Consider the following 17,546-nt stretch of genomic DNA (forward strand, 5'->3'; position numbering starts at 1 on the left):
ACGACGAGCCTTCAACGCCCCTTGTCAGCACGGTGTTCGGGAGACCGCCCCGCCTCCGTCCGGCCCGACGGGACGAGGCATCGTGGTCGGACCGTCAGCGGCCGTACGCTTCCAGCAGCCGCAGCCACACTTCGCTGATCGTGGGGAACGCCGGAACCGCGTGCCACAGCCGGTCCAGCGGAACCTCTCCGACGATCGCGATCGTCGCGGCGTGCAGGAGCTCGGCGACATCGGGGCCGACGAGCGTGAAGCCGACGATCACCTTCCGGTCCTCGTCGACGACCATGCGGGCGTGGCCTTGGTATCCGTCGGCGTGGAGGGCCGATCCCGCGACGGCGGCCAGGTCGTGGTCGACGACGCGGATCCGGAGCCCGGCGGCCTCGGCGGCGGCCGCGGTCAGTCCCACCGACGCGATCTCGGGCTCGGTGAAGACCACCTGCGGCACCGCGCGGTCGTCGGCCGTGGCCACGTGCCGGCCCCACGGGCGGTCCTCGACCGCTTCACCCTTCGCCCGCGCGACGATGACATCGCCCACCGCACGCGCCTGGTATTTGCCCTGATGGGTCAGCAGCACACGGCGGTTGACGTCACCGGCGGCGTACAACCACCCCTCGGACGTCGGCGCCCCGTCGTCCCCGACCACCCGCAGTGTGTCGTCCACCGTGAGCCAGGTGCCCGGCGTCAGACCGACGGCGCCGAGGCCGATGTCCTGGGTGTTCGGTGTACGGCCGATCGCGACGAGAAGTTCGTCGGCCTCGACGCGCTCGCCGGTGGTGAGCGTGATGTGCACCGTACCGTCACCGTCGCGCTTCACGGCTGCGGCTTCCGCGCCGAGGAGTACCGAGACGCCGACCTCTCTCAGCGATGCGGTGACGCGTTCGCCGGCGAACGGCTCCGCGAGCGGCAGGACACCGTCACGGGCCAGCATCGTCACCGACGACCCCAGCGCGGCGAATGCCGTCGCCATCTCCGAGGCCACCACGCCGCCACCCATCACGGCGAGCCGTCCGGGGACCGCCCTCGCGGCGGCCGCCTCCCGGCTGCTCCACGGTGCCACCTCGCTGAGGCCGGGGATGTCCGGCAGGAGCGCGGCGCTGCCCGTCGCGACGACGACCGCATGCCGCGCGGTCAGCGACGTCACGACACCGTCCTCGCCCGTCACCTCGACGACCCGCTCGGAGCTGATCCGCCCGTGGCCCCGGTGCAGCGGGATCCCGGCCGAGTCGAGCCACGACGCCTGCCCGTCGTCCTTCCAGTGCGAGGCGAAGGAGTCACGGCGGCGCAGCAAGGCCGCGACGTCCAGGTCACCGGTCATCGCCTCACGCGCCCCCGGTACCTGACGGGCGCCCCGAAGCGCGGCCGTGCTCCGCAGCAGCGCCTTGGTCGGCATACAGGCCCAGTAGGAGCACTCGCCGCCGACCAGTTCCCGCTCGACTATCGCGGCGCTCAGCCCGCCCTGCACCACCCGGTCGGCGACGTTCTCCCCGACCGGCCCAGCACCGATCACGATGACGTCGTACGTGTTGGCGTCCACGTCAGTTCCCCTTGGAGGCGCGGCCCAGGCGCAGGGCCGAGATGAGGAAGAAGATGGCGCCCGGAATGGCGTAGCCGACGGCGCCGGTCAGGCTCGGCTTGTCCGCCCCTGCCGACGCGACGAACGACCCACCGGCCAGGACGGAGATGCCGCCGCTGAGGATCATCGGCCACTGGCCACCCATTTTGCGGCGCGGTACGGCCACGATGAGCTGGACCAGCCCGGCCACGATCGCCCAGGCCCCCCACACGCGCAGCACCGCCGGGATACCGGACGCACAGGCGATGCCCAGGCCGACAGCCGTGACGAGGCTGACCGCGACGTTCACGTACAGCAGCTTCGTCGACCCCGTGCCGCGAGAAACCTTCGCGTCGTACACGGCCGCACCCACATCGAACAGCGGATACAGCACGAGCAGCGCGACCACGACCGGGCTCAGCTTCGAAGCAGTCGGCACCATGATCAGCGCCCAGATGATGGCGAACGCGAACCGGACGAAGTACAGCCGCCGCAGAGCGGGGGCGGTGCCGGCGACGCCGGCCGGAACGGTGATGGTGCTCACGATGGTCCCTTCGATTGGCTGACGGTCTGCAAGAACGACCGTTCTGTCGCATCAGCTTGGCAAGGGGTGGAGCCGCTTGTCAAGAGAGAACGTTCTACCTTGACAGCGACCGAACAGAGGGTGAAACTACAAGCAGATAGATCGTTCTCTCTCGTTTCGGACGATCTTCAGATGGCGCGGAAAGGATGAAGATGACCAAAGAGATCTACACGGGCATTGCCACCTCTACCGGCGACGGCAGGGCTGGAGGTCATGTCCGGACCAACGACGGGCTGCTCGACATGACGCTGGCGATCCCGAAGGAGATGGGCGGCCCCGGCGGGGCGACCAATCCCGAGCAACTGTTCGCGGCCGGCTGGGCTGCGTGCTTCCACTCGGCGCTCAAGGCCGTGGCCGCGCAGCAGAAGACTCAGATCGCCGACTCCGCGGTCATTGTGGAGGTGGGAGTGCACCCCACACCGGAGGGCGGATTCGGCCTGAACGCCGCGCTGCACGTCGAACTGTCCGGCGTGGAACAAGCGGTGGCGGACCAGCTGATCGAGGCGGCACACGCGATGTGCCCGTACTCCAACGCGACGCGCGGCAACATCGCGGTTGCCATCGACGCCACAGTGGTGTGACGCCGTAGGGCCGGGGCGCGGTGTGGAGGTCCGACCCCGGCCCTACGGTTCGCGCGGACTCAACGCCGCCGCATCAGGAAGACCCCTGTTCCGGCAGCTCGTTGCAGGTGATCACGACGGGCGCGGGACCCGGCGTCGGCGTTTGGCCGAACAAACCCCTTGCGCAATGGTCAAGACTCGTTGACCATTACTCGCATGCCTACCGACGAGCCTCCCGAGACGTTTCACGTCACGACGGACGAGCAGCTGCGCGCCGTCTCCAATCTCACCCGCCACCGGATCATGGCCGTGCTCCGCTTCGAGCCGGCGACGATCACGCAGATCGCCGCGCGGGTCGGCCTCGCGAAAGGGAGTTCCAGCTATCACGTGCGGCTGCTGGAGCGGGCCGGCCTGGTCAAGGTGGTGCGGACGCGGAAGGTCCGGGGCGTCACCGAGCGGTACTACGCCATGGCCGCCCGGTCGATCGAGCTGCCGGACCCGGGCGAGGGAGGGCCGGATGTGCTGATGCGGCACGCGGTGGCGGATCTGGAGGCGGCGCCGGCGGACGGCGAGCGGCATGTGCGGATGGCGCATCTCCGGCTCACCGCGGAGCAGTTCGCACAGCTGGGAGCGCGGCTGGAGGCGTTGGCGGACGAATACCGCGAGTTGTCCGATCCGTCGCTGCCGGACGCGTCACTCGTCTTCGCACTGTTCCACCCCGCACAGCCGGAGCAGCCCGAGGGGGGCGCCAAGTGATCTCGTCCGTCGAGAAGTTGCCGACCGGATTCGGACGGCTGTGGACTGCGCAGACCGTGTCATCGCTCGGCGACGGGGTCACCCAGGCCGCGCTGCCGCTGATCGCGTTGACGCTGACGCGCGATCCGATGGCGCTCGCCGTCGTCACGGCAGCGGGGACGCTGCCGTGGCTGCTCTTCGGGGTGCTCGGCGGTGCGCTGGTGGACCGCTGGGACCGTCGGCGCACGATGTGGGTCGCGGACGCGGCGCGTGCGGTGCTGCTCGCGATACCGGCGGCAGCGGCAGCGCTCGACGCGCTGAGCATTCCGCTGCTCGCTGGCGTCGCCTTTCTGCTCGGCCTCGGCGGACTCTTCTTCGACACGGCCGCCACGGCCTTCCTGCCGGATCTGCTCCACCGCGACCCCGCGCTCCTGGAGCGCGCCAACTCCCGTCTGCGCGGCGCCCAGACCGCCGCGTCCGGTTTCGCGGGGCCGCCTGCGGGCAGTGCGCTGCTCGCGCTCGGGCGGGCGGTTCCGCTGCTGGCCGACGCCGTGTCGTTCGCGCTCTCCGCCCTGCTCGTACGGTCGCTGCCCGCCATGCCCCGCCCCGTGCCGGAGGTCCACGAGTCGCTGCTTCGGCAGGCGCGGGCCGGGGCCTCGTACGTCTTCCGGGACCGGGTGCTGCTCGGGCTCGCGCTCCGCCCGGCGGTCGGGAACATCGCCTTCCTCGCTGTGGAGACCGTCCTCGCCCTCTTCGCGCACGACCGCCTCGGCATCGACACCTACGGCTTCGGCCTGCTCCTCACGGCGGAGGCCACCGGCGGTCTGCTCGGTGCGGGCATCGCCTCGTACCTCGGCCGCCGACTCGGCACCGGCACCGCGCTGACCTGCACGGCCGCCGTCGAAGGGCTTGCCATCCTGGGCCTGGCCGCTGCCCCGAACCCGTACGTGGCCGGGCTGGCGCTCGCCGTCTGCGGGGCCGGCATGGGCGCCACCATGGTGCTCGGGCCCTCCCTCCGGCAGGCGATCGTCCCCGCCCGTCTGATGGGCCGGGTCGCCTCCACCTCCCGCATGCTGGCCATGTGCGCCGCCCCCGTCGGGGCGTTCCTCGGCGGCTGGCTGGCCGCCACGTACGACATCCGCACCCCGCTCTACGCCGCGGCCGGCCTCCTCCTGACGATGACGGCAGTCACCGCGTCCATGACCAGCAACCGCCGGGTCGAAGCCGCGCTGCGCGCCGCTGCCCCGGCCGGCGGTCCGGATCACCCGGCGTCCAAGGATCCCGCCCAGGAGGGCGCCGTTCAGGACTCCACGGCGCCGTTGAACCAGCGGTAGCGCGACGTCTCGTACGGCGGGTCATGGATACCGCCGTTGCCGCCGGACAGCGCGCGGCGTGCCCGCGTGGCGGACGCGCACCCATCTCGGTCATGAAGCCTGCCGAGTCACGGTCGGATCCCCGGATCCCCTCGTTCCGAACGCCGTCCGGTCGAAGGTCAGGCCCGTGCGGCGTTCGACAAGGGTGAAGTGCCGAGGATGCGTTAGGTTGATCGTGGTGTGCCGGGAAGTCTGGTCGGCGAGTCCTTCTGCCTGCCCTCTTCCCCTCGGGAGTCATCGATGCCCGCCAGCCCGCTCCCCCCGCGTCGGTCCGTGACACGGCTGTTCGCCCGTCCCAGTAGCTGGCGTAGTGCGCAGGCCACGGCGTCCGCGCTGCGCAGTGAGACCGTCGGCGGTCTGCTGCTGCTGGCCGGTGCCGTCGTCGCGTTGCTGTGGGCGAACTCGTCGTGGAAGGCCGGTTACGCCTCCTTCACCGACGCGACGTTCGGGCCGGACGGGCTGCACCTGCGTCTGAGCGTGGCCCAGTGGGCGTCGGACGGCCTGCTGGCGGTGTTCTTCTTCGTCGTGGGTCTTGAGCTCAAACGGGAGTTCGTCGCCGGGGACCTGCGCTCCCCCAGCCGGGCGGCCCTTCCGATCATCGCCGCGGTCGGCGGAATGATCGGTCCCGTCGTCGTCTACGTCATCGTCAACACGGTGATGGGCGGCGGGACACTGGAGGGCTGGGCCGTGCCGATGGCGACCGACATCGCGTTCGCCGTTGCGGTCCTGGCCATCATCAGCACCCATCTGCCCGCAGGGCTGCGCTCGTTCCTGCTGACGCTGGCGGTCGTGGACGACCTTCTCGCCGTGGTGGTGATCGCCGTGGCGTTCAGCGACCACATCAGCCTGTGGCCGCTGCTCGGCTCGTTCGCGGTGATCGCGGTCTTCGGCCTCCTGGCCCGCCGCCGCATCACTCACTGGTGGCTGCTGGGACCGCTGGGGATCGTGGCCTGGGCCCTGATGCACGCCTCCGGGGTGCACGCGACGATCGCCGGGGTCCTGCTCGGCTTCGCCGTTCCCGCGCTGGCCGGCTCCGGTGAACAGGTCAGTCTCTCCGAGCGGTTCGAGCACCACTGGCGCCCGGTGTCGGCCGGGGTCGCGGTTCCGCTGTTCGCCCTGGTCTCGGCAGGAGTCTCACTCTCCGGCGGCCTGGGAGCGACCTTCGCCGACCCTGCGGGTCTCGGCGTCGGCCTGGGGCTGGTCATCGGCAAACTCGTCGGGGTGTTCGCCTCGACCTATCTGCTGGCGCGCTTCACCCATGCCTCCTTGGACAGCGAACTGTCCTGGTGGGACGTCCTGGGCGTCTCGCTGCTCGCCGGGGTCGGCTTCACCGTCTCGCTCCTGATCGGCGAACTCGCCTTCGAGCCCGGTACCGACCGCCAGAACCACATCAAGACCGCCATCCTGCTCGGCTCGTTGACCGCGGCCGTCCTGGCCGCCGTCGTACTGCGCTGGCGCAACGGCGTGTATCGCCGGCTGTGCGAGGCCGAGACCGTCGACGCCGACCACGACGGCATCCCCGACGTCTACCAGACCCCGCCCGACCGCGCCTGACCCGCTTGCCCCGTACGATCCGCTGCCGATCCGCTGCCGGCGTTCGGCCGTACCGGCGTCCGGCACGGGCACCGGTGACGGCACAATGGCCCGCGTGCTGCATGTACGTGTGATCAGTCCTGCCGTCAGTACCGACGAGGTGCTGCGGATCGCCGACGACCATCCGGCGATCGTCAACGTGATCAAGATGCTTGGTGCCGCCCACGCGCCCAAGGGCGACTTCGTGGAGTTCGACGTCGCCCGGGAGGCCGCCAACGGGGTACTCGACCAGCTGAGTGCCCTCGGCCTCAAGGACACCGGCGCCATCACCGTCGAACAACTGGACCTGTCCATCTCCACGGCGTCCGAGGTGGCCGAGGAAGTAGCCCCCGGAGACCCGGACGACGCGGTCGTCTGGAAAGAACTGGCCGCCCGTACCGCCACCGATACCCGCGTCACCTGGGGCTTCCTGGCCTTCCTCGCCCTGGCGACACAGATCGCGGCCATCGGCGCCCTGCTGGACCAGCCCATCCTCATCGTCGGGGCGATGGTCCTCGGCCCGGAGTTCGGCCCCGTGGCGGCCATCTGCTTCGGACTGCTGCGAGGCGACCGGCGGCTGATCGGCGCGGCCGTACGGGCACTCGTGATCGGCTTCACCGTCGCCATCGCGATCACGCTGGCGTGTGCGTCCGTCAGCCGGCTGCTGGGCTGGATCACGCCAGGCATGCTGGACGACCGTCCGCTGACCGACTTCATCATCCACCCGGACAAGTGGTCGTTCATCGTCGCCGTACTCGCGGGGGTAGCGGGGATCCTCTCCCTGACGGCCGGGAAATCGTCCGCATTGATCGGCGTCTTCATCTCCGTCACAACCGTTCCCGCGGCGGGCAACATCGCCGTGGCCGTCGCACTGGCGCACTGGCACGAGGTCGGCGCGTCGTTCGAACAACTCGGGATCAACCTGGCGGGGATGCTCATCGCCGGCACCCTCACCCTCCTCGTACAACGCACCCTGTGGGCCCGCTACGGCATGCACATGTCCCCTGCCTCTCGTAACAAGACCGCCTGAAGCCACCCCGTGCCGGACGAGAGGGACGGTCCCGTCCCGGGGCCACGGTGCCTGCGGGAGGGGGACGATGCCAGGATGCGGGCATGAACGCATCAGACGTCCCGCCCGGTACGCGGTTGCTCGTCGTCGAGGACGAACCGGCCATCCTGGACGTCCTGGCCACGTCGCTGCAGTTCCTCGGGTACGAGGTATCGCAGGCGGCGACCGGCAGGGCGGCCCTGACGGCGATCCGGGAGCACGCCCCCCATCTCGTGCTGCTCGACGTGATGCTTCCCGACATCGACGGTTTCGAGGTGGTGCGCCGGGTGCGGGCGGCCGGCTCGGCAACGCCGGTGATCTTCCTGACCGCACGCGAGAGCGGCCAGGACATCGTGGGCGGACTCGATCTGGGTGCCGACGACTACATCACGAAGCCGTTCCGGCTCGCCGAGGTCGCCGCGCGGGTGCGTGCCGTGCTGCGGCGCGGCGAGAGCAGCGCCCCGACCCAACTCCTCGTCTGCGGGGATCTGGAGATGGACACCGAGACCTACGAAGTACGCAGGGCCGGTGTGCGGGTGGAGCTCTCGCCCACCGAATACCGGTTGCTCCACCATCTGCTGCTGAACCGGAACCGCGTCCTGACGCACGATCAACTTCTTGAGCACGTGTGGGACTTCGGCGAGGGCGATCACGGGGTGCTGAAGACCTACATCTCCTATCTGCGCCGCAAACTCGACGCGCTGGGCCCGGGGATGATCGAGACCCGGCGGGGCGTCGGCTACATACTCCGCGAGCAGGCGACCCCGTGAGCCGGACGGCATCCGAACGCCGCTCCCTGCGACCCCGTTCGCTACGGCCCCGTTCACTGCGAGGCCGGCTTCTGCTGGCGCTGCTCACCCTCGCGGCGGCGGCCCTGCTCGCCCTGGACGCCGTGGTGTTCGGCGCGCTGAGGAACGACATGACGCACCGCACCGACGTCACCCTGCGCGCGGTGCGCCAGCGGGTGGCACAGCAACTCGCACAGACCGGCCCCGGAGGAACACTCGGCAGCGACGTACGGCTGCTCGGTGCCTCGGAGTTCTACCTCCAGCTGCGCAGGCCCGACGGGAGCGTGCGCGATCTCGTACCGCAGTTGCGGGACCCGGACGATGCCGCGCCGCGTCTGCCGGATCCGCTGTCCGCTGCCCGTGGCACCGATCCGGTCACGGTGGGGCCGGTGTCGCCGGACGGCCCCGATTACCGGCTGCTGGTGCAGCGGGTTCCAGGGCGTGGCACGCTGATCGCGGCCGCACCCCTGGACCAGGTCCAGGGGACGCTGCGGCAGGTGCTGATCGTCGAGGCGGTGGCGACCGGCAGTGTGCTGGCGCTCCTCGCTGGTGCGGGGCTGTGGGTCCTGCGTCGCGGTCTGCGGCCGCTGGAGTCGATGGCCAGGGACGCGGACGGCATCGCGTCCGGTGACCGTGCCGACCGTGTCGCACCCGCCGATGACGACACGGAGGTCGGGCGGCTCGGCCTCGCCCTGAACACGATGCTGGCCGCCGAGCGGAACACCCAGGATCGGCTGCGGCGGTTCGTCGCGGACGCCTCGCACGAACTGCGCACGCCCGTCACCGCCGTGCTCGGCTACGCCGATCTGCACCACCAGGGTGCGCTCGCCCGCCCCGAGCAGCGGGAGCGGGTGATGAACGGCATCACCACGGAGGCCCTTCGCATGCAACGACTCGTCGACGACCTGCTGTTGCTCGCCCGGCTCGACAGCGTCCCTGTCCGCGGCCGCCACCCCGTGGACCTGGTCGGAATCGTGGGCGAGGCCGTGTCCGCCGCGCGCGCCGTGGCACCGCGCAGCCTCGTGACGGTGCGGGCCGACGGCAGTGTGCGGGTGCACGGCGACGGCGAGCACCTGCGGCGTGTGGTCGACAACCTGCTGGCGAACGTACGCAACCACACGCCGTCCGGGACAGCGGCACAGGTGACGGTACGCGCCGACGGTCCGTCCGCGCCGGGCAACGGCAGGCCGGACGTGATCCTCGCCGTAGCCGACGGGGGGCCGGGGATACCCGCCGAGGCACTGCCGCGCCTCTTCGACCGCTTCTACCGCGCCGACCCGGCGCACAGCGGCGACGGCAGCGGCCTGGGACTGGCCATCGTCGCGGCTGTGGCCCAGGCGCACGGTGGGAGCGTGGAGGTCTCCAGCGCCCCCGGGGAAGGAACCTGTGTGACCGTCCGGCTCCCCATGGCCCCCTGACGCGGCGGGCACCCTGACCCACGGGAGCCGGGCCGGCTTCACAGGAAGGCGAGCGTCGTGTCATGTCCGTCGAGGATCTTCGCCGGGTCGGTGTCGAGGACGTCGCGCAGCAGGGTGGCGTACACGTCGCGGAAGTCGGTCGTCGCTCGCAGATCGTCGTCCGTGAGGTCGGTGAGGCTCGGCTGGTCACCGTAGAAGCCGCCCTTGACCGGTGCGCCGAGCACGAACACCGGACCGGCGGTGCCGTGGTCGGTGCCCTGGTTGGCATTGGCCTTGGGGCGGCGGCCGAACTCCGAGTAGACGGCGACGACGACCTTCTGCCCTGCCTTCGTCTTTCTGACGCGGTCGAGGAACGCGCCCAGCTCGTGGTCGAGTTGGCCGAGCAGGCGGGACTGGGTGGTCTTCTCGGCGGCGTGCGTGTCGAAGCCGCCGAGGCTCACGCTGTACGCGCGAGTGGGCACGCCTGACGTGATCGCCCTGGCCACCACGTCCAGTTGCATGCCGAGCCCGCTCTGGCCGCCCGCGGAACTCGCGTCGTTCGTCGCGTCGTCGTCGCTCGGCCCCCCGGCGCCGTCCTCGTCCGCGTCCGGAGCACCGCCGAAAGCCGAGGTGACCTTCGTCAGGTCGGCCAGCGAGGCACCCGCCCGCTTCAGCAGCGGGTGAGCGTCGTCGTCGATGTGCGCCAGCTCGGTGCAGGTGCGCTGCCAGGCGTCCGGCAGTTTCGCGCCGCCCAGCCGGACAGCCGCGCCCGCTGTCCGCTCGCCGGCCATCAACGGCGGCAGGGTGGCGCCTACGGAGACGCCCATGAGCGGATTCGCGCCGCCGTCGTGGTCCAGCCAGCGGCCCAGCCAGCCCGACGGGACCGGACCGGACGGGGACGCGGTCTGCCAGATCGCCATCGAGCGGAAGTGGCTGTGATCCGGCTTGGGGTAGGACACGCCCCGTACGACGGCGAGTTGTTTGTCGTCCCACAACTCCTTCATTCGCTTCATCCCCGGGTTGAGGCCGAGTCCGTCACCCAGCGGAAGGACCTCGTCCTCGTCGTACGCGAGATCCCCGCGCAGGCTCTGGTAGTGCGAATCGGCGGCGGGCACCAGGGTGTTGAGGCCGTCGTTGCCTCCGTACAGGGTGACCAGCACCAGGGTCGCCGCGTCACTTTCGGCGGCACCTGAGCCGGTGGCGAGCAATTCGTCCACGCCCCAGGCGGTAGCTCCGGCGGCCAGCGCGACTCCCCCGGCAACACCACTCGTGATGAGGAACTTTCGTCGGGTCCAGGTGTCCATGGGGCTCTCTCCTTCAGCTCAGGACAAGGTGTTCGGGTGCGGTCAGCGCGACGGCCGTCACCTTGCGGGAATCGCGCGCGGCGGCTCGCAGCACCTCGCTCGTGGCCGCGCTCCAGGCGCCGACGCCGAGCTTGCGAGCCAGCAGATCCGGGCGCTCGGCCGTGGCGGCCGCGTCCACGTCGTCGAGGTCGGCGTGGCGTACGAGTTGCTGCGCGAAGGTGATCCGCACCTGGGCGGCGGCAGTGGTGAGCCAGGCCGCGCCGGCCGGCCAACCGCCCACGCTGTCCGGTGCGAACGGCGTCTGGCCGAGACCCGTCAGGGTGCGGGTCAGCAACTGCCTCCGAGCCTTCTGCGGCAGGGCGGAAGGCCGTACGCCCAGCGCCCGCAGACTGCCCACCACGTATTCGACCGGCTGTTTGACCAGTACGTTGTCGGCATCGGCGAACGCCTCGTCGGCGAACACGGCCCGGAACATGGCCTTCGTGTCGCGCTGTTGCCCGTAGGCCGCCGTGACGCGTGCCAGCGCGGTCTGCGACGGTTTATTCTCGTTACTCACCAGCGCGCCCCACATGCGGATGGCCACGTGGGCGTGCGAGTCCGGCAGGCTCACCAGGTGGTCGATGAGCGTTCGCGCGGAGAAATCGGCCGTCTCACCCACCACGGTCTGCTGCCCCTGGTCGTGCCTGCCCGGCTTGAACTGGGCCTTCCACGGATGGCCCCGCCGGTCCACGGTCCACCCGGTGAGGGCGGCGGCAGCCTGGCGCACGTCGGACTCGGTGTAGTGGCCGACCCCGAGCACGAAGAGCTCCATCAGCTCCCGGCCGAGGTTCTCGTTCGGGGCCTCGGCCACACTGCCTTCGGCGTCCAGCCACACCATAAGCGCCGGGTCGACCACCATGGCCCGGGCCAGCTCGCGGAAATCGCCTCCGCCCAGCCGCCGCAGCGTTTCGTTCTGTTGCAGCATCGCCGCAGCGGACCTGACCTTCTGGATGGACGTGGCCCAGTGGTTGTGCCACAGCAGCGTCCGCTTCTCCGCCCACGGATGCTCGGCGGCCACCATGCGCTCCAGCCACCACTGGATGAGTTCTTCGCGCTGCTGCCGCAGCACTTCGCGGTAGTGCTTGGGGACGGGGTCGTCCCCGGGTTTCTTCGGCTCCGTACCGTCCTCTGTCTTCCGAGCACCCTTCTGTTGGGCCTCGGAGTTACGCGCCGGCAGCGAGCCGAGGTCGGGGGCAGGCGTCGCACCGGCCCCGCGGTCGGCTCCTGTCGGGGTCAGCACGCGTTCGAGCGTGGCCTCGAACCCGGCCTTCTGCGCGGCGTCCACGGCGTCCGGAGCGGCGTCGAACCCCGTGCGTTGCAGCAGACGTGTTACGTGTGCCCGGCTCTCAAGTGTCCTTCCCATGGGGGGAGTTTGCGGGCGCGGGGTTCCACACACGTCTGCGCCGGGTGTGAGAACCGTGGGAATCGGTGGTCGTGGCAGCACGGCACGTCCGGAACCCCGGTCAGTCGGTTCGGGCCGCTGCGGTGCACTCCTCCGAGCCCTTGCAGCCCTGGAGCTTCAGCAGCGCGGAGGCGAGGTTCTTCTTGGTGTCCGAGGGCAGTTGGGCGTAGACGTTGTGCAGCATGTCCGGGTCCTTGCCGCGGTCGTAGTACTCGTGAGAGCCGTTCTTGTACTCGACGTACGTGTACCGGTCGGTGCGCAGCGCCTCGTAGCTCGGCGGATTGCCGCTGCCCTTACCGGGCTTGTCGGGGTCCTGGGGAGAGGTGTTGGGCCCGTGGTGCTCCACGAGCGCCGTCTGCGGCCAGTCTTCCGGAGTCTCCCCGTGCAGCAGGGGCACCAGACTGCGGCCGTCGGTCGCCGGGTCGGGCTTTCCGCCGCCCAGTTCGGTGAAGGTCGGGCAGATGTCGATGTTGGAGGCGACCGCCTTGGTCGTGGCCCCCTGTTCGACACCCGGTCCGGTGACGACCAGGGGCACGTTCACATCGGTGTCGAACGCCGTCTGTTTGCCCGGCATCAAGCGGTACTGGCCCATGTGGAAGCCGTTGTCGGAGGCGAAGGCGAAGACGGTGTTGTCGTAGACGCCCGACTTCTTCAGTTTCTCCTGGAGGTCACCGATCATGCGGTCGACCGCCTGCACGGCGCGTACGCGCTTGCGATACGTCTTGGTGATTTTCGTGATCTGCTGAGGAGTGAAGGCCTTCTTGTCCTTGAGCCACTGCGGGGCGTCGGTCGGGGTCTTGTCGAAGGCCGGTGGCTTCGGGAGCGGCAGATCCTGGAACGCGTCCCGGTCCTCGGGGGCCGGCGTGGCCGGGCCGTGCGGCGCGAACGTCGAGATGTCGAGCATGAAGGGCTTCTTCGCCTTCGCCGAGTTCTCGATGAACTCCTGGCCCTTTGCGCTGACGACATCGGTCAGGTAGTCGGCCGGGTCGTGCCCGTAGTCGACCGTCTTGCCGTTCTGGTTGAGTGTGTAGTCGTATTCCTTGTAGCCGTTTCCGGCCACGTCCCACTCGTTCCAGCCCGGGGGCACGTAGTTCTTCTTGCCGTTCACGGTCATGTCCGGCTGATAGCCGTTGAGGTATTTGCCCATCATCGCGGTGCGGTAGCCCTGCTGTTGGAGGGCGGTGGCGAAGGTCTTGTCCTCGTTCCCCTTCTCGTGGAAGGTCTCGAAGCCACCGTCCGGGGGCATGTTGGTGAAAACCCCTGTGTTGTGGGGGAATTTACCGGTGAAGATCGAGGAACGCGACGGGCAGCACAGCGAGTCCGTCACCGTGTAGTTCGTGAAGGACATGCCGCTCTTCTGCATGGCCTTCACGTGAGGCATGTAGTTCACCAGATCCGACGACAGGTCGTCGGTCAGCACCCACACGATGTTCGTTGACTGGGCCGAATCCGTACGCTGCGCGCTGGCGCTCGGACTCTCCCTGCCCGTGTCCGGCGCGCCGCCGCCGCTGTCCCCGCTGCATCCGGCCAGGCCGGCCGCGAGGGCCGCCGTGGCCAGCCACAGCGGAGCTTTCCTGCGCACACCTGCGATGGTCAACGGTTCTCCTCCTGGGCAGCGTGACCGAATGAATCCCGAGAGTCCGACCGTGCCGCAGAAGGGTGTGAGAACGGTGTGAGAAGGGCGCGCTGGGCGTGGGAATGGGCCGGGCTGGTGTGCGGTGGTCGAAGAGAACGACCACTTAGCAGCCACCGCGACGCGGCTCCTACCGCCGAAACGGCCGCGCCGCCCCCACGTTCGCGTTTCGTAAGACCTGACCTGACCTGACCTGAGCCGGGCCCGGTATCGGCTCGGCTACTTCGCGGCGAGCACGTCGACGGACGTGATCTCAGGATTCCGAGCGAGCAGATCGGGAGCTGCTTCGCCCAGCGCCTTGGCGATTTCACCGGCGAGGTGTGCCTGTCTGCCGTCCTCGGTCTCGAACGTGTCGAAGATGCCGAACCCGCTCAGGCCCGTACGGAACGCGTACCAGGTCACCGTCCCTGACTCCTGCATCGCGAGCGCGCGACCCGCTTCGAGGAACGAGGCGAGTTCGTCTTCCTTGCCGGGCTTTGCTTCCAGCTGTACGAGAAGTCCGACCGTGACGGTCATGGTGTCCACCTTGAGAGTTGTCGAAAGTCGTCGGTTGACGGAGCACCCGCAGCAGGCGCTGGTACCGCCGTGACGTGCCCTGCGCCAGGGTGCTGACAGCAGTGTGGATCCTCACCGCCCGCTGCGGCTCTCCGTTCCCATGAGTGTCCGCGCGCGTCCCTCAAACGGCGGTGCCGCCACCGTCGGCGGCGAGGGTGGAGCCCGTGACGTAGCTGGAGCGGGGTGAGGCGAGGAAGTAGATGGCCTCGGCGATCTCAAGGGGGTTGGCGGTACGGCGCAGTGGGAGGCCCTTGCCGAGCTCGGCGACACCGTCGCCCCACTCGGCGAGGACGCCTGCGGTGATGGTCGGGCCGGGGGCGACGCTGTTGACCCGTACGCCCTGCGGGCCGAACTCCGCGGCCCAGGTGCGGGTGAAGGACGCGAGGGCGGCCTTCGTGGCGCTGTAGCCGGAGGCGCCGGGGACGCCCATCGAGGCGGCCATGGTGGTGACGTTGACGATGCTTCCGCTGCCCTTGGCCAGCATGGCGGGCACGAGCGCCGCGGTCAGGAAGTACGTGCCCCGCACGTTCGTGTCGAACATCCGCTGGAAGCCGGCGATGTCCTGCTCGACGGTCGGCGCGACCGGGAAGGCTGAGGCGTTGTTGACCAGGATGTCGACCGGTCCTGCCGCTTCGGCGAGTGCCCCGACCGACTCCAGGTCGGCGAGGTCCGCGGCCACGAAACGGACCGTTCCGGGACCCTGTGCGATGTCGGCGACGGCCTTGGCGCCGCGCTCGGCGTCACGGCCGGAGATGACGACGGTCGCGCCTGCCCTGACGAGGAGGCGGGCGGCTTCGAGGCCGATGCCGGCGGTGCCGCCGGTGATGAGTGCGACCTGATCGTTGAGTTCCATCGTGCTGCCTTCTTCCGAGTTTTTAGAGTGCTCCCTCTATTTTTAGTCGCCGCGGAGACGGTGTCAAACGTTCAGGGGGTCACTTCGGCGCGCGCCGCGGCTCAACCGGCCCGCTTCACCGGCGAACGGCTCAGCTCAGCTCAGCTCACGGCGTGGTAGCGGATCCGCTCGATCATCGCGGTCAGGACGGCGTCCAGCGCGATCGTGTCGCGGCGGGCCTGGGTCATCAGCAGACCGCCCTGCAACGCGGTGAGCGTGGCCAGCGCCAGCTGCTCCGGGTCGGCTTCGGGGCCCAACTCGCCCCGGTTCTGCATCTCCTGGAGCCCCGCCTGGATCGCGTCCTGCCACTCGGCGTAGCCCGCGGCGAGCTGGGCGCGGGCCTGCGGATCACGGTCGGAGAGCTCCACGGACAGCGACCCGATCGGGCAGCCGCCCTCGCAGCCGTTCGCCTGCTGCGCCTGGATGATGGCGTCCCGCCACGCCTCCAGCGCCTCGAAGCTGTCCAGCCGGCTGAGCAGCGGCCGCTGGAAGGCGAGCACGTACTCGGTCTGGTACGTGATGACGGCCTGGACCAGCGTCTTCTTGTCGCCGAAGTAGTGGTAGATCTGCGACGGGCTGGTGACACCGGCCGCCTTCTGCACGTCTTCGGTACTGGTCCCCGCCACACCCCGCTCGAACATTAGCTGGGCCGCGGCGGCCACGATACGGTCCCGGGTCGCCCGCCCCTTGGGGGTCAGGCGCTGCGTGGCGGTACGGCTCTCCATACCACCAATTTACCAAATTCTGGAGCCACCACTCTATTGGGGTCGAGCGTGCGCCGGTTCTGCCGGGTAAGCGGCTGCCCGGGATGTCTGTTCGGCTGGTGGAGCGAGGTCCTGCACTACCGTGCGCCCGTGCGGCGCTGGACGCGCCGGGTACCGATCTCGATGATCGCCGTCGCCCTGGTCGGCCTCAACTACGGGCACCTCGCCGACCAGAGCGCTTCGCTTATGGCGTGCCTGCTGCTGCTCGGGGTGTTCGTCGGCGTCGGCGAAGAACTCATGTTCCGGGGCATCGGCGTCCATGCATTCCAGCGGGCCGGACTCACCGAGAGCAAGGTCGCCCTGTATTCCTCGCTCGTCTTCGGACTCGTGCACGTCAGCGACGCCTTCGGCCAGGGCGCGCAGGCCCTCGTGCAGGCTCTCGTCATGTCCACCTCGGGCTACTTCTTCTACCCGCGCCTGCGCGTCGGCGGTGTCATCCTGCTGCCGATACTCGTCCACGGGCTCTGGGACACCAGCCTGATCTCCAACCTCGTGGGAGACGAACCTCAGGCGTCCTTGGGCATGGTCCTCGTCGCCCTCCTCCAAGTCGTCCTGATCGTCGTGTTGCTCGTCAAGCGCCGCACGATCGAGACCGCGTCTCCGGCGATCCCGAACCGACTGCGGCACCGCCCCGGATACGCGGCCGTCGAGCAAGGCCAGCAGCCCATGGTCCGAGACCTTGGCCGTGTGCCCGCCGGGCAATGGGTCAGACCATGGCCAGCCGGCCCACCAGCAGCTCCACCCTCCGCTCGGTTTCCGCCGGCGGTAGCCGCCCCGACCGGGTCAGGGTCGCCACCCCGTGCAGGGACGCCCAGAACACCTCGGTGAACAGCCCCGGGTCCACGCCGTCCCCTGCGACCTCGGCGAGGCATTCCAGGAGTGCGGCGAAGGCGTCCTTGAGAGGTTCCGGGGTGTCCTCCTGTGCGTACGGGAGACCGCCGTCGAGCTGGAACATGGCGTCGTAGACCGCGGGGTTGCGCTTGGCGAAGTCGAGGTAGGCGCGGGCGAGGGAGTACACCCGCTCGCGCGGGCTGTCCGCGGCGGCGGTGGCGGCACGTACAGCCGCGGCCATCTCGGCGGCGCCCTCCAGGGCGACGGCGCCGATGATCTCCCGTTTGCCGCGGAAGTGGCTGTAGAGGACGGGCTGGCTGTACTCGATGCGCTCGGCGAGCCGGCGGGTGGTGACCGCGTCCCAGCCCTGCTTCTCGGCGAGTTCGCGGGCTGTCGCCACGATCAGACGCTCGCGGGCCGCCCGTTCGCGCTCCTTGCGTTCCTGTACCGACATGATCCGATCCTAGCACCGCTAGACAATCAAGCGACAACAGTACTAGCGTTGCCTCAACAGCTAG

General features: G+C 69.7%; 16 protein-coding genes and 1 pseudogene. 8 read left to right on the forward strand and 9 right to left on the reverse strand.

All coding sequences use genetic code 11. The annotated features are described in order from the left end of the window. Positions 1-94 precede the first annotated feature (94 nt). Together OHS57_RS01655 and OHS57_RS01660 are read right to left on the reverse strand one after the other, a co-directional pair. Entirely contained in the window at positions 95-1,534 is a 1,440-nt protein-coding gene (locus OHS57_RS01655) for a dihydrolipoyl dehydrogenase family protein (RefSeq protein ID WP_328580688.1), read from the reverse strand. 1 nt (position 1,535) lies between these two features. After that, positions 1,536-2,096, reverse strand: coding sequence for a hypothetical protein (locus OHS57_RS01660; RefSeq protein ID WP_328580689.1), 561 nt, complete (start codon positions 2,094-2,096; stop codon positions 1,536-1,538). A 191-nt stretch (positions 2,097-2,287) separates the two neighbouring features. Here OHS57_RS01660 and OHS57_RS01665 point away from each other — a divergent pair, with 191 nt between their 5' ends. The 7 genes from OHS57_RS01665 (at position 2,288) to OHS57_RS01695 (ending at position 9,629) form a co-directional block, all read left to right on the forward strand. Next, positions 2,288-2,716: an organic hydroperoxide resistance protein gene (locus OHS57_RS01665; protein ID WP_328580690.1), complete on the forward strand. Its 429-nt coding sequence runs from the start codon at positions 2,288-2,290 to the stop codon at positions 2,714-2,716. Between the two features lie 195 nt (positions 2,717-2,911). Continuing rightward, on the forward strand, positions 2,912-3,451 hold the full coding sequence (locus tag OHS57_RS01670) for an ArsR/SmtB family transcription factor (RefSeq protein ID WP_041999587.1): 540 nt from the start codon (positions 2,912-2,914) through the stop codon (positions 3,449-3,451). Beyond that, entirely contained in the window at positions 3,448-4,764 is a 1,317-nt protein-coding gene (locus tag OHS57_RS01675; RefSeq protein WP_328580691.1) for an MFS transporter, read from the forward strand. Before OHS57_RS01670 ends, OHS57_RS01675 begins: the two co-directional genes overlap by 4 nt. Before the next feature lie 312 nt (positions 4,765-5,076). Then, entirely contained in the window at positions 5,077-6,357 is a 1,281-nt protein-coding gene (nhaA, locus tag OHS57_RS01680) for a Na+/H+ antiporter NhaA (RefSeq protein WP_328580692.1), read from the forward strand. Positions 6,358-6,451: 94 nt separating this feature from the next. Beyond that, a complete protein-coding gene (locus OHS57_RS01685) occupies positions 6,452-7,405 on the forward strand; it encodes a DUF389 domain-containing protein (RefSeq protein WP_328580693.1) in 954 nt (317 codons plus the stop codon). An 83-nt stretch (positions 7,406-7,488) separates the two neighbouring features. Further along, a complete protein-coding gene (locus tag OHS57_RS01690) occupies positions 7,489-8,193 on the forward strand; it encodes a response regulator transcription factor (protein WP_328580694.1) in 705 nt (234 codons plus the stop codon). After that, positions 8,190-9,629, forward strand: coding sequence for a sensor histidine kinase (locus OHS57_RS01695; RefSeq protein WP_328580695.1), 1,440 nt, complete (start codon positions 8,190-8,192; stop codon positions 9,627-9,629). Before OHS57_RS01690 ends, OHS57_RS01695 begins: the two co-directional genes overlap by 4 nt. A 38-nt stretch (positions 9,630-9,667) precedes the next feature. Here OHS57_RS01695 and OHS57_RS01700 read toward each other — a convergent pair whose 3' ends face one another. The 6 genes from OHS57_RS01700 to OHS57_RS01725 form a co-directional block, all read right to left on the reverse strand. Further along, positions 9,668-10,912, reverse strand: coding sequence for a DUF1501 domain-containing protein (locus OHS57_RS01700; protein WP_328580696.1), 1,245 nt, complete (start codon positions 10,910-10,912; stop codon positions 9,668-9,670). Between the two features lie 13 nt (positions 10,913-10,925). Beyond that, entirely contained in the window at positions 10,926-12,314 is a 1,389-nt protein-coding gene (locus OHS57_RS01705) for a DUF1800 domain-containing protein (protein WP_328580697.1), read from the reverse strand. Positions 12,315-12,414: 100 nt separating this feature from the next. Beyond that, positions 12,415-13,950 carry a sulfatase-like hydrolase/transferase gene (locus OHS57_RS01710; RefSeq protein ID WP_328580698.1) on the reverse strand — a complete coding sequence of 512 codons (1,536 nt, stop codon included), beginning with the start codon at positions 13,948-13,950 and terminating at the stop codon, positions 12,415-12,417. A gap of 255 nt (positions 13,951-14,205) precedes the next feature. Further along, positions 14,206-14,502, reverse strand: coding sequence for a putative quinol monooxygenase (locus tag OHS57_RS01715; RefSeq protein ID WP_328580699.1), 297 nt, complete (start codon positions 14,500-14,502; stop codon positions 14,206-14,208). A 160-nt stretch (positions 14,503-14,662) separates the two neighbouring features. Next, positions 14,663-15,394, reverse strand: coding sequence for an SDR family NAD(P)-dependent oxidoreductase (locus OHS57_RS01720; protein WP_328580700.1), 732 nt, complete (start codon positions 15,392-15,394; stop codon positions 14,663-14,665). Between the two features lie 140 nt (positions 15,395-15,534). Further along, positions 15,535-16,158: a TetR/AcrR family transcriptional regulator gene (locus OHS57_RS01725; RefSeq protein ID WP_328580701.1), complete on the reverse strand. Its 624-nt coding sequence runs from the start codon at positions 16,156-16,158 to the stop codon at positions 15,535-15,537. Positions 16,159-16,434: 276 nt separating this feature from the next. On the opposite strand from OHS57_RS01725, the pseudogene OHS57_RS01730 reads away from it, so the two are divergent. Further along, a pseudogene (locus tag OHS57_RS01730) lies at positions 16,435-16,611 on the forward strand (CPBP family intramembrane glutamate endopeptidase); the annotation flags it as partial. Between the two features lie 292 nt (positions 16,612-16,903). Here OHS57_RS01730 and OHS57_RS01735 read toward each other — a convergent pair. Beyond that, positions 16,904-17,482 (reverse strand): TetR/AcrR family transcriptional regulator, encoded by a 579-nt coding sequence (locus OHS57_RS01735; protein WP_328580702.1) that lies wholly within the window; start codon positions 17,480-17,482, stop codon positions 16,904-16,906. Positions 17,483-17,546 lie beyond the last annotated feature (64 nt).

It is taken from the genome of Streptomyces sp. NBC_00370 (assembly GCF_036084755.1).
GTDB lineage: Bacteria > Actinomycetota > Actinomycetes > Streptomycetales > Streptomycetaceae > Streptomyces.

Excerpts from the sequence above, each read along its gene's own strand:
- OHS57_RS01665 (WP_328580690.1), top strand. The coding sequence starts at position 2,288 with ATGACCAAAGAGATCTACACGGGCATTGCCACCTCTACCGGCGACGGC.
- OHS57_RS01670 (WP_041999587.1), top strand. The coding sequence starts at position 2,912 with ATGCCTACCGACGAGCCTCCCGAGACGTTTCACGTCACGACGGACGAG.
- OHS57_RS01690 (WP_328580694.1), top strand. The coding sequence starts at position 7,489 with ATGAACGCATCAGACGTCCCGCCCGGTACGCGGTTGCTCGTCGTCGAG.
- OHS57_RS01700 (WP_328580696.1), bottom strand. The coding sequence starts at position 10,912 with ATGGACACCTGGACCCGACGAAAGTTCCTCATCACGAGTGGTGTTGCC.
- OHS57_RS01705 (WP_328580697.1), bottom strand. The coding sequence starts at position 12,314 with ATGGGAAGGACACTTGAGAGCCGGGCACACGTAACACGTCTGCTGCAA.
- OHS57_RS01715 (WP_328580699.1), bottom strand. The coding sequence starts at position 14,502 with ATGACCGTCACGGTCGGACTTCTCGTACAGCTGGAAGCAAAGCCCGGC.
- OHS57_RS01720 (WP_328580700.1), bottom strand. The coding sequence starts at position 15,394 with ATGGAACTCAACGATCAGGTCGCACTCATCACCGGCGGCACCGCCGGC.
- OHS57_RS01725 (WP_328580701.1), bottom strand. The coding sequence starts at position 16,158 with ATGGAGAGCCGTACCGCCACGCAGCGCCTGACCCCCAAGGGGCGGGCG.
- OHS57_RS01735 (WP_328580702.1), bottom strand. The coding sequence starts at position 17,482 with ATGTCGGTACAGGAACGCAAGGAGCGCGAACGGGCGGCCCGCGAGCGT.